1 protein-coding gene is annotated in these 578 nt (G+C 64.9%); it reads left to right on the top strand.

What is annotated here, in order from left to right:
* A partial coding sequence (locus tag AC1DS3_RS39360; protein ID WP_477129464.1) for a hypothetical protein occupies positions 1 to 578 on the top strand: 578 nt, incomplete at both ends.

Raw genomic sequence — 578 nt, 5'->3', positions numbered from 1 at the left:
CGGTCACCTACACCGATAGCTCGGACGCGCCGAACACCGGCAACCGCACCATCAGCTTCACCGTCAATGACGGCACGGCCAATAGCAATACGGTCACGAAGACGGTCAGCGTTGCCGCGGTCGATGACACGCCGGTGGCGACCACCAGCGGTGGCAACACCGCGTTCACCGAGGGCAACAACGTCGCGAGCACACCGGTTGCCATCGATGGCGGCTTCACGATCAGCGATGCGGACAACACCACGCTCGCCAGCGCCACCGTTGCCATTACCGGCAACTTCCAAGGTAGCGAGGACGTGCTGGCCTTCACCAACAACCCCGCCACCATGGGCAATATCWYGGCGAGCTACAACGGCGCGACCGGGGTGATGACCCTGACCTCGGCCGGTGCCACCGCCACGACGGCCCAGTGGCAAGCGGCGCTGCGCTCGGTCACCTACACCGATAGCTCGGACGCGCCGAACACCGGCAACCGCACCATCAGCTTCACCGTCAATGACGGCACGGCCAATAGCAATACGGTCACGAAGACGGTCAGCGTTGCCGCGGTCGATGACACGCCGGTGGCGACCACCAGC

The organism is Cupriavidus sp. 01L46 (assembly GCF_056399905.1).
This window is presented reverse-complemented; position numbering and strand designations above follow the sequence as displayed.